Source organism: Thomasclavelia sp., assembly GCF_017889095.1.
Classification (GTDB): Bacteria; Bacillota_I; Bacilli_A; order Erysipelotrichales; family Coprobacillaceae; genus Thomasclavelia.
The window spans coordinates 1-8,823 of record NZ_JAGHEW010000162.1 but is presented as its reverse complement, the minus strand read 5'-3'; the positions used below and the strand labels follow the sequence as shown (position 1 = coordinate 8,823).

Annotated in this window: 10 protein-coding genes; all 10 read right to left on the bottom strand. The window is 31.3% G+C overall.

Annotated features, from left to right (window positions below; translation table 11 throughout):
• The coding region (locus J7M77_RS07275) for an NAD(P)-binding domain-containing protein (protein ID WP_296877170.1) at positions 1–238 on the bottom strand (238 nt) is incomplete at its 3' end.
• 157 nt (positions 239–395) lie between these two features.
• Positions 396–1,499: a glycosyltransferase family 4 protein gene (locus J7M77_RS07270; protein WP_240100939.1), complete on the bottom strand. Its 1,104-nt coding sequence runs from the start codon at positions 1,497–1,499 to the stop codon at positions 396–398.
• Positions 1,500–1,510: 11 nt separating this feature from the next.
• Positions 1,511–2,410: a rhamnosyltransferase gene (locus J7M77_RS07265; protein WP_240100940.1), complete on the bottom strand. Its 900-nt coding sequence runs from the start codon at positions 2,408–2,410 to the stop codon at positions 1,511–1,513.
• Between the two features lie 22 nt (positions 2,411–2,432).
• Positions 2,433–3,281, bottom strand: coding sequence for a glycosyltransferase family 2 protein (locus J7M77_RS07260; protein WP_240100941.1), 849 nt, complete (start codon positions 3,279–3,281; stop codon positions 2,433–2,435).
• Positions 3,282–3,317: 36 nt separating this feature from the next.
• Complete coding sequence (locus tag J7M77_RS07255; protein ID WP_296877169.1) at positions 3,318–4,583, bottom strand: hypothetical protein; 1,266 nt, start codon at positions 4,581–4,583, stop codon at positions 3,318–3,320.
• Positions 4,576–5,667, bottom strand: coding sequence for a glycosyltransferase family 4 protein (locus J7M77_RS07250; RefSeq protein ID WP_296877168.1), 1,092 nt, complete (start codon positions 5,665–5,667; stop codon positions 4,576–4,578). Before J7M77_RS07250 ends, J7M77_RS07255 begins: the two co-directional genes overlap by 8 nt.
• A gap of 7 nt (positions 5,668–5,674) precedes the next feature.
• Positions 5,675–6,619, bottom strand: a complete 945-nt coding sequence (locus J7M77_RS07245; RefSeq protein WP_296877167.1) for a glycosyltransferase family A protein — start codon at positions 6,617–6,619, stop codon at positions 5,675–5,677.
• Between the two features lie 42 nt (positions 6,620–6,661).
• Positions 6,662–7,783 (bottom strand): EpsG family protein, encoded by a 1,122-nt coding sequence (locus tag J7M77_RS16875; RefSeq protein ID WP_367005460.1) that lies wholly within the window; start codon positions 7,781–7,783, stop codon positions 6,662–6,664.
• A 63-nt stretch (positions 7,784–7,846) separates the two neighbouring features.
• Positions 7,847–8,401 carry a dTDP-4-dehydrorhamnose 3,5-epimerase gene (rfbC, locus tag J7M77_RS07240; protein ID WP_085454021.1) on the bottom strand — a complete coding sequence of 185 codons (555 nt, stop codon included), beginning with the start codon at positions 8,399–8,401 and terminating at the stop codon, positions 7,847–7,849.
• 4 nt (positions 8,402–8,405) lie between these two features.
• On the bottom strand, positions 8,406–8,823 hold a 418-nt coding region (locus J7M77_RS07235; RefSeq protein ID WP_296877166.1), incomplete at its 5' end, for a sugar phosphate nucleotidyltransferase.

Sequence of the window (8,823 nt, the reverse complement as noted above, 5' to 3'; positions counted from 1 at the left end):
TGCCTGCACCTGCTTTCACCATTAACAGGATGCGACGAGGCGTTTCCAGAGATTCAACAAACTCTTTCACCGTATAGTAAGGAACCAGTTTCTTGCCTGGATTTTCGGCAATCACTTCTTCCGTCTTTTCACGGGAACGGTTGAAAATAGAGACGGTATAACCACGGCTTTCGATGTTGAGCGCAAGGTTGCGCCCCATCACTGCCATACCGACGACGCCGATCTGTTGCTTTGACATTGTTTACTCCTGTCAGGGGTTACTGCGGGTTGCGGTCTAAAGTCACAAGTTATGCCAATTTACTCATATTGGAATAACTTGTCTAATATATTTATCTCTTAAAATTAAAGAAATTAAAACTGTTAGAAAAGAGCAAACACAAGCAAAATGTAATTAACTATTTAGTATGTATTAATTTATTATATTCATCTATTGTTGCATAATACATATGTTCAAATGTGAAATTATTTTGGTATTTAACTCTCCCAGCATTTCCCAATTTATATCTTAAGTCACTATCATTGATAATAGTATCCAAGATATTAGCAAGTTCTTGTATGTTTTTAGGAGAATGAAGCAAGCCGGTTTTTTTATGGTCTACTAACTCAGAGACACCTCCAACATCTGTAGCTACCACTGGCAAGGACGCACGCATAGCCTCGATAATACTTAATGGCAATCCCTCCCAGTTTGTTATTAAACAGAAAACATCACTTTCACTTAATAAATTATCAACATCATCTCTTTCCCCAAGAAAGAGAATATTATTTGCAATTTTCAAATCAGATGCAAGTTTTTTAATGTTTTCTAACTTAGGACCTTTCCCAACCAGAGTTAGTGTCCAGTTATCTGTAGAAATTAACTTGAGTGCGTGAAATAAAGTTTCATGATCTTTTTGCTCTGAAAAACGAGCTACACTGATTAATCGAACTTTAGTTGAATTAGAAAAATCGTTGCGCTTAATAGTAATATCAGGCATTCCGTTATGAATAACGACTTGTTTTTCAGAGGATGCAACACCTAAATCTAGCGCCAACTTTTTATCTTGCTCGGAAACAGTAATTATCTTATCCAAAAAAGGAGAAAGTATTTTCTCAATGAAAATAAACAACTTCCTTTTTTTGTCACTAATACCCTCTGCAAATGCCCAGCCGTGAGCGGTAAATACTACTGGAATATTTAATCGACAAGCTGCTAGTCGACCAACAATTCCAGCCTTAGAGGAGTGAAGACCAATAATATCCGGTGAATAATCTTTAATTATTCTTCTGATGTTAAAAATGGCTTTTATATCATTTAGTGGCGAAATTTGCCTAACTAAATTTTCTACTATCCGCACCGAAATGTGAAGCTCTTTAAGTTGTCTAACTAAAGCACCATCCTCTCCTACGATTACTGTAACTTTATTACCATCATTGTGTAAACGACGAGCAAGGTCTCTCACATGAATTTGTGCCCCACCGATTTCATCAGCTTTTGTGATTATATATAAAATTTTCATGAAATTTCTCTTTATATTTTACGTTTTAGAGGGCCAAATCGACCTGCAATTCCATCAATGACTCCATAAAAAGCCGATTTTATTGTTTTCATTTTTTGATCGGAGTATATGATAGATGTTAATATCCTAGCAATATTAAAAATACACTCTCTAGTCTTGTACCCTAAAGGAATATAATTTAACCTTATCATGTAAAAACTATTTCTAACCAAGAAGTAACGTCTAAAAGGGGAGTGAATAGATATTGTCCGCCCCAAAAATTTACGCCTCGCGTCTCCAATTGTATGGGCCATTTTTGCGTTTGGTGATATATATAAATTATAACCTTTACTCTTTGCTCTTAAACTCCATTCAACATCGATGTAATCAATAAAAAGTTCATCTTTCATTAATCCGACTTCACGTAATACATCAGTGCTAATTAGACAGCCTGACGCGATTAAATATGTAGCTTCAACTGGCTCAGAAAAAACCTTAACTTGTTTAATAAATGGGCCGTAATAAATAGTAGCAGGGTAAATAGACATAGTGTTGGGGTCGTAAAAAGATGGGCCAATTGCTCCCAGCAATACGTCTTTCTTTTCGTGTATTTTTTTTGCATCATCAAGTAATGACTTGATGAGATTATCTTGGATTAAACTATCTTGATCAAACAATATTATAAAATTAGTTTTATCGATTATTTTTGAAATAGCTAAATTTTGAGCAGCCGCGAGGCCAATATTATCATCCAAAAACACAGGGGATACATTTTCGCGTAGCATTATAGTTTTACTTAATAATGCTGCATTATCAGATGCATTATCAACTAATAATACAGAATCTACTTGAGAGGCTATTCTTTCAAGTATTTCTCCGAAAATAGTCAAATCCGGATTAAATGTAACAATGATCGCAGTTATTTTATCCATTATATTATCCATTTAATAACTTCTAACATCTTGGGTGTTTTTTTTTCACAATAGAACTAAAAATTACAGAAATTACTCCGTAACGTAATTTAATTATATTAACTAATAATAGTTTCATTATGCACCGCCATGCCTTTACTTTACTTTTCTCATAGAGTAAAGACGTCAAAACAACATCAATCACTCTTTCTTTATACCGCCATTGACTTATATCCCCCTCCAGTCTAGATAGAGAATGGGTTAGAGCATTTTCAATATAAATCCTGAAGTGATATAATTTATTTAATTCCACTATGCGTCTTAAAAATGTAAAATCAACTCCATAAAAAGCGAATCGAGTATCAAAGATATCAGGATAGCTATTTTTAATTTTGGTAATTACATTATTGTGAATCACTAAACCTGACGAAATTGCCTTAATATTTTTTACTTTTTCACAAAAACCTTCTTTAGTAATAATTTCTCCATTCACCTCTGGATAAATAACTTTATGATTATTACTTACAGATATCATAGGAATACCGATATCATAAGACAATTGAAATGCCCTTAAAGGGAAATAATTTATAGGTACCTCTGTATCATCATCTAATATCATAAAATATTCTGAGTCCATGTTTTTTTCGATTATATGGTTGTAAACTTTACTCAATGGCCTATTAGATATTTCCTGAATAACCTCTAAGCTAAAATTGTAACGCTTAGTTATATCAGAAAACAAATCATAACAATCATTTGAATCCAAGAAAATAGGCCCATTATTATAAACAACTAATTTAATATTATTTAATTGACAGGATCTTAAACTTTTTAATGAGGTTGAATCGCAAAAATTTTTGCCATAGATGACAACAATTATTGTCAATAACATATAGTACCCTTAAGTTACGATGTATTTTATTTCTATCTAAAATAAGCTCAAAAAAACTAATAAGATACAAATTAAAGGTGAGAGAAAGAAAAAGAAAGAGATCTTCATTTTTTTTAGCAAATAAAAATAGTATAATACACATACTAAACACTCAACTAAAACAAATACTCTAATTAAGTTTAAGCTGGTGTTGCCAATATCTTTAAAAACAAATGATAAAAGACATAATGTTATTAATGCCATAACATTTGTTACTAGTATAAATCTTTGGCCGCCCGTTACTGATATATAGTTTGACATTGAGCCGTAGATAAAAACAATAAACACAAACAAACAAGCTATTTTTATAATTTGGTAAGATCCTAAGTATTTTTTTAGCCCAAGAAAACCAATTGCATCAGGGAATAAAAAATAAAGACTGAGGGCTATAAGAAGTCCGGGAACAGCAAATGTAAGGAAGACTTTACCTGAAAAATTAAACTCTTTATCCCTTACAAACGAAGGCATAAATGCTGAAACTAGCGAAGTCTGTATAAAAAAAAGTGGGTTAATAAATTTAAATGCTGTTAAATATAAGGAAGTTTCAATTTCTGTAGAAAAATTTCTTAAAAAGATTCCTCCGAACTTATTATGCAATGCATTGACAATGAATATCATAATAAAAACATATAACTTTTTGTCAAAGGTTCTGCTTATAGCTCTTATTTCAGAGTAATGAATTTTTTTTAAAGCGCCTTTGGCTGTAATAATAAAGAGAAGAAGAGAAACCCAACCTATCCCAACATATTGAAATATAGTTACCACACTAACTGAATAATGCATTATCCTCATGGTAATGTATACGACCACAAGTGATAAAAGCGAAATTGAAATATCTTTAATTATTAATTTTGAACGTTCATTGTTTGCTAACCACTTTGCTTGTAGAGGTAGAATCAGAGAAGATATTACACTAACCGAAATTAAAAATATTGAAACATCAAGTTTTAACTTATAAACATAACATACAATACTACTAAATAAAAATATTAAAAGACTACCATTAATGGCTTGATAATAAATGAGCTTATTTATATTTTCGTGAGAATTGTCTTCCCTGATTTTCTGCAAATAATAGTTTCTGTATGCATTAGCCAATACCAATTGTATCAAGGCTAAGGCTTCGAAATTAATTGCATATTCCCCATAGTCAATTATTGTTGAGCCTCTCATCAAAATTAACTGGACTAACAACCCTATAAATTGATTAATTATCGAAAACCCAGTATATAAAGAAGCTGTTTTTAAAATTTGTTTATTCATCGTATAAACACTCATGTATTTTTTGTAATTTCTTTCTCCAATCATTATTTAACAATGCATAATCTCTTGCTTTAATCGCTAAATCTAAAGTCTCTCCGGAATTTGATATTTTTTTTTCTAAAATATTAACGAGTTCATCAAGGTCATGATATATTTCAGCGCATCCTGCTGCTTGTATATCATTTCCTCCACTATTTTCCGAAATTACAGGAAAGCAGCAACGCCACATTGCTTGTGCTAGAGCTAAAGGGTAACCTTCATGTTTTGACGTCATTAAAAAAATTAAAGCAGAATCATAATAGGAAATTACTTTCATAGGATCATTTATATATCCCAAAAAAACAAATCTTTTTTTCACATTTTCAGGAAATGTCTTGATCCAGTCGTTAAACCACGTTCTGAAGTCTGAAGTTTCGCCACCAAGAAAAAATATACGACATTCGGATTTTAATTTAGAAACAGCCTTGATTGCAAGTTCTGCATTTTTTCTAACATCGCCACATTTACCTACGAAAATTATATTTGAATTTCTCGTTTTTGTCATTAGACCTTGCCCATAATATTCAGGCGATACTCCATTGGGGCAATGTAACGTCATTATTTTTTTTTGCAAGAAGTAGCTATAAAGAGAAAGATGTTCGGCTAAAACTAAATCAACAAACTTACCCTTTTTTAATATTTTAAATATTAATTTGCCATTTAGACTTCTATTATTATATGGGAACTCTTGATCCGAACCATCGCATTTAATTACTACCTTCCCCTTTCTATTAAATATTTTGTAGATTGCTGCATACATTAAACTATATGATCTAAAATGAAATAGATTCAATACATCGATATCTTTGGCCTCCTTTATCAACTTTTTAATTATATTTATTGAAACTTTAGTGTTACAACCACTAGAATAAATAGGAACTATTTTTAATTTTTTATCATCATAAATATAATCTTCTCTAAACTTACACCATAATTCTACGTCATAATTTAATAATTCATGAGCATTATATGGTAACTGGCCTACATCTTTGTAAAAATGAAAATTTTCATAACGCTCAAATAAAGTAACCCATTTTCTTTTCATTTTAAAATCACTTTTTGTTTTTTTTGAGTATCTTCAATATATTATCAATTCTAAACAACTTTAACATGAAACGAGCTAAAGCATATATACCCGGCTTACCATATACAAAAGATGCATAGAGTATATAAAGCTCATCGACAACTCTTCCATTTTTACGCGCATAATTATATGACTGTGTCAATATAAAATCCCCTAAACAACGTTTGTCTTTGAAGTTATTCAATGACCACCGAAGTGATTGTACAGCACTTATTTTTTTCGACACGCTCAGAGGGGTAGAATAATAAGTGACGGTAATTAAGTCAGATTGAATAAACTCAAAATCAATACCACTTTGAGATACTCGCAGTAGCCAATCTATATCTTGATGATATTTTAAATTAATATCGAATGGAACTGATAAGGCTAAATCTTTTGAAAATAGAATCAATGACGATTGAATAAAACCTAAATCTGCTTTGATATTATTTACTTTAAATAAATAATCTGGTATTGATTCATTGGAATGAATTAACCTAGGCGGTACAATAATTGAATTGTTATGAAGAGTTATATCAATAATATTGGCTTTACATGAAAGTAATTTCAACTTCCCATTTTGGGATTTACACAAAATATTAACATAATTTAATAAGTGATCTGTATGCCAAATATCATCATCATCTAGCAATGCTATATATTCTGATACTGATTTATTTATTCCTGCCTGTCTTGCTGTATTACCTCCAGAAAATGGCCCAACATTTATAAGATATAATGGAATATTTTCATTAATTTTTTCCAAATATATTTCTATTTTATTTTTAAACTCTTCAAAATTATCTCCATCATAAGATATAATAATTTCAGTTGGTTTGAATTGCTGTTTATATACTGAATCAAGTGATCTGAATAAAGACTCTCTACCAATAGTCGGAATAATTGCTGAAACATTTATATTTGATATATTCATTTACACTTCAACTTCTATATTTAGTTGGTTAATCTCTTGTGATTACTTACACCTTATAATTGCTTCATTCTCCGGATCATAATGATTTAAAGTCAGGCATCTTTCACTTATTTTTTTTTCAATGTATTTTGAATTTGCATTTATTAAGATCGGATCATTTATTGAATCAAATGTAGAAGGACTCCAAAGAGGTACTAAAGATATTACAAATAAACAAATTGAATAATACAGCTGATATATTAAGATTTTGCCTTTCCTTTTTTTATCGTAAAAATAATTGTCAATCCCTAGTATTAATAAAGGAATTGCATAGTATTGAAAACGCCCCAGGAAAACTGTAAGTTTAGTAATAATCATCAAAATGATTGCTTTTGTACTAAAGAAAACGTATCTATCTTTGCTTTTTTTGTAAATATGGAACAACAAAATAAGCATTGATAAATATATTAATACAACTTTCGATGAAACAATTCGCGATATGGATATGAATCCTTCCGTATAAGCTTCCGTATAACCGACAAATTTTTTATAAATAAGGGGTAGGAAAGATATTATATTGGGGTTTAACCATATAGAGTATGCCATTAAGATGAAAATAAAACAAACAATGAAAAATTTGGTATTTGGTTGTCGAGTCCTATCATTGAGCATGAAAAAATAAATAAAACAGAACATGGCCGAAACATGGAAAGACGTGGCTAAAAAAATAACCAATATACCTTTTATAATTTTTCTATGTCGAAAAACATCAAAAAATAATAAAATTATACATATGGCTAAAGCCTGCCTTATTTGTTCCGAAAGCACATAATGCCCCATAAAACAAAATATTGTAAAAAAAGTTAATGATGGATAATTTGTTTTTTTTGCAAAACTATAAATGCAAAAAAACAAAAATAAAGTTGTTATACCATTTTGGATCGGGTAATTAACATTCAACCAATTAAAAAAACGTAAAACATAAAAATAGCCTGGTTCAAATGGAAAGTTATATAAATAATCATCTATATTTGTATACACATCATAATAATTTATCCAATCATAACCTCTTCCAAATGATATACTACAGACTACAGCTGTAAAAATGAATGATGAACGAAATATTATTTTGTCATTTGTCAATGATGAAATAAAGAGTACTATATTAAGTAAAAGGAATAACATTTTCGATTCCAATCGTCTACGAATGGTTTCCACAACATAATAAAAAAACCTGACATGATTTCATTAGTGATTTTCGTTAGCGTGATATTCAATTCCATGATGAGCTTGGTCTTTTTCTGATAACAATGGCAAATTTCCAACATTTGGCCATTTTATTCCTATCTTCTGATCATTCCAAATAATCCCTCTATCACTCTCAGGATGATAATAATTCGTCGTTTTATATAAAAATTCCGCAGTCTCACTCAGCACTAAAAAACCATGTGCAAATCCCTCAGGGATCCACAATTGCCGCTTATTCTCAGCAGATAAATTCACCCCAACCCATTTACCAAAGGTAGGCGACGATTTACGAATATCAACAGCTACATCAAAAACCTCACCAACAACGCAACGTACCAATTTCCCTTGCGCATAAGGTTCTAACTGATAATGCAGCCCGCGTAAAACACCTTTTCTAGACTTCGAATGGTTATCCTGAACAAATTCAACCTTACGTCCTACAGCTTCTTCGAAAACTTTCTGATTAAAGCTTTCCATAAAGAAACCACGCTCATCACCAAAAACTTTCGGCTCGAAAATTAACACATCAGGAATTTCTGTTTTAATTACGTTCATTTTATTAATAACCTTTAATCATTTTCAGCAGATACTGACCATAAGCATTTTTTTTCAGCGGTGCAGCTAATACTTTCACCTGCTCAGAATCAATAAATCCTTTACGGTAAGCAATTTCTTCCGGGCAGGATACTTTCAACCCCTGACGTTCTTCAATTGTTGCAATGAAGTTGCTTGCCTCAATTAGGCTTTGATGTGTCCCTGTGTCCAGCCATGCATAACCACGACCCATCATGGCAACAGATAAACGCCCCTGTTCCATATAGATACGGTTAATATCGGTAATTTCCAGTTCACCACGGGAAGAAGGCTTAAGATTTTTCGCCATTTCGACAACGTTGTTATCATAGAAATAAAGCCCGGTTACCGCATAATTACTTTTTGGTTGTAGCGGTTTTTCTTCCAGGCTTATTGCCGTACCG

Coding starts and splice junctions, on each gene's coding strand:
- J7M77_RS07265 (WP_240100940.1), bottom strand. CDS start 2,410: ATGGATAAAATAACTGCGATCATTGTTACATTTAATCCGGATTTGACT.
- rfbC (WP_085454021.1), bottom strand. CDS start 8,401: ATGAACGTAATTAAAACAGAAATTCCTGATGTGTTAATTTTCGAGCCG.
- J7M77_RS07245 (WP_296877167.1), bottom strand. CDS start 6,619: ATGAATATATCAAATATAAATGTTTCAGCAATTATTCCGACTATTGGT.
- J7M77_RS07270 (WP_240100939.1), bottom strand. CDS start 1,499: ATGAAAATTTTATATATAATCACAAAAGCTGATGAAATCGGTGGGGCA.
- J7M77_RS07255 (WP_296877169.1), bottom strand. CDS start 4,583: ATGAATAAACAAATTTTAAAAACAGCTTCTTTATATACTGGGTTTTCG.
- J7M77_RS16875 (WP_367005460.1), bottom strand. CDS start 7,783: ATGTTATTCCTTTTACTTAATATAGTACTCTTTATTTCATCATTGACA.
- J7M77_RS07250 (WP_296877168.1), bottom strand. CDS start 5,667: ATGAAAAGAAAATGGGTTACTTTATTTGAGCGTTATGAAAATTTTCAT.
- J7M77_RS07260 (WP_240100941.1), bottom strand. CDS start 3,281: ATGTTATTGACAATAATTGTTGTCATCTATGGCAAAAATTTTTGCGAT.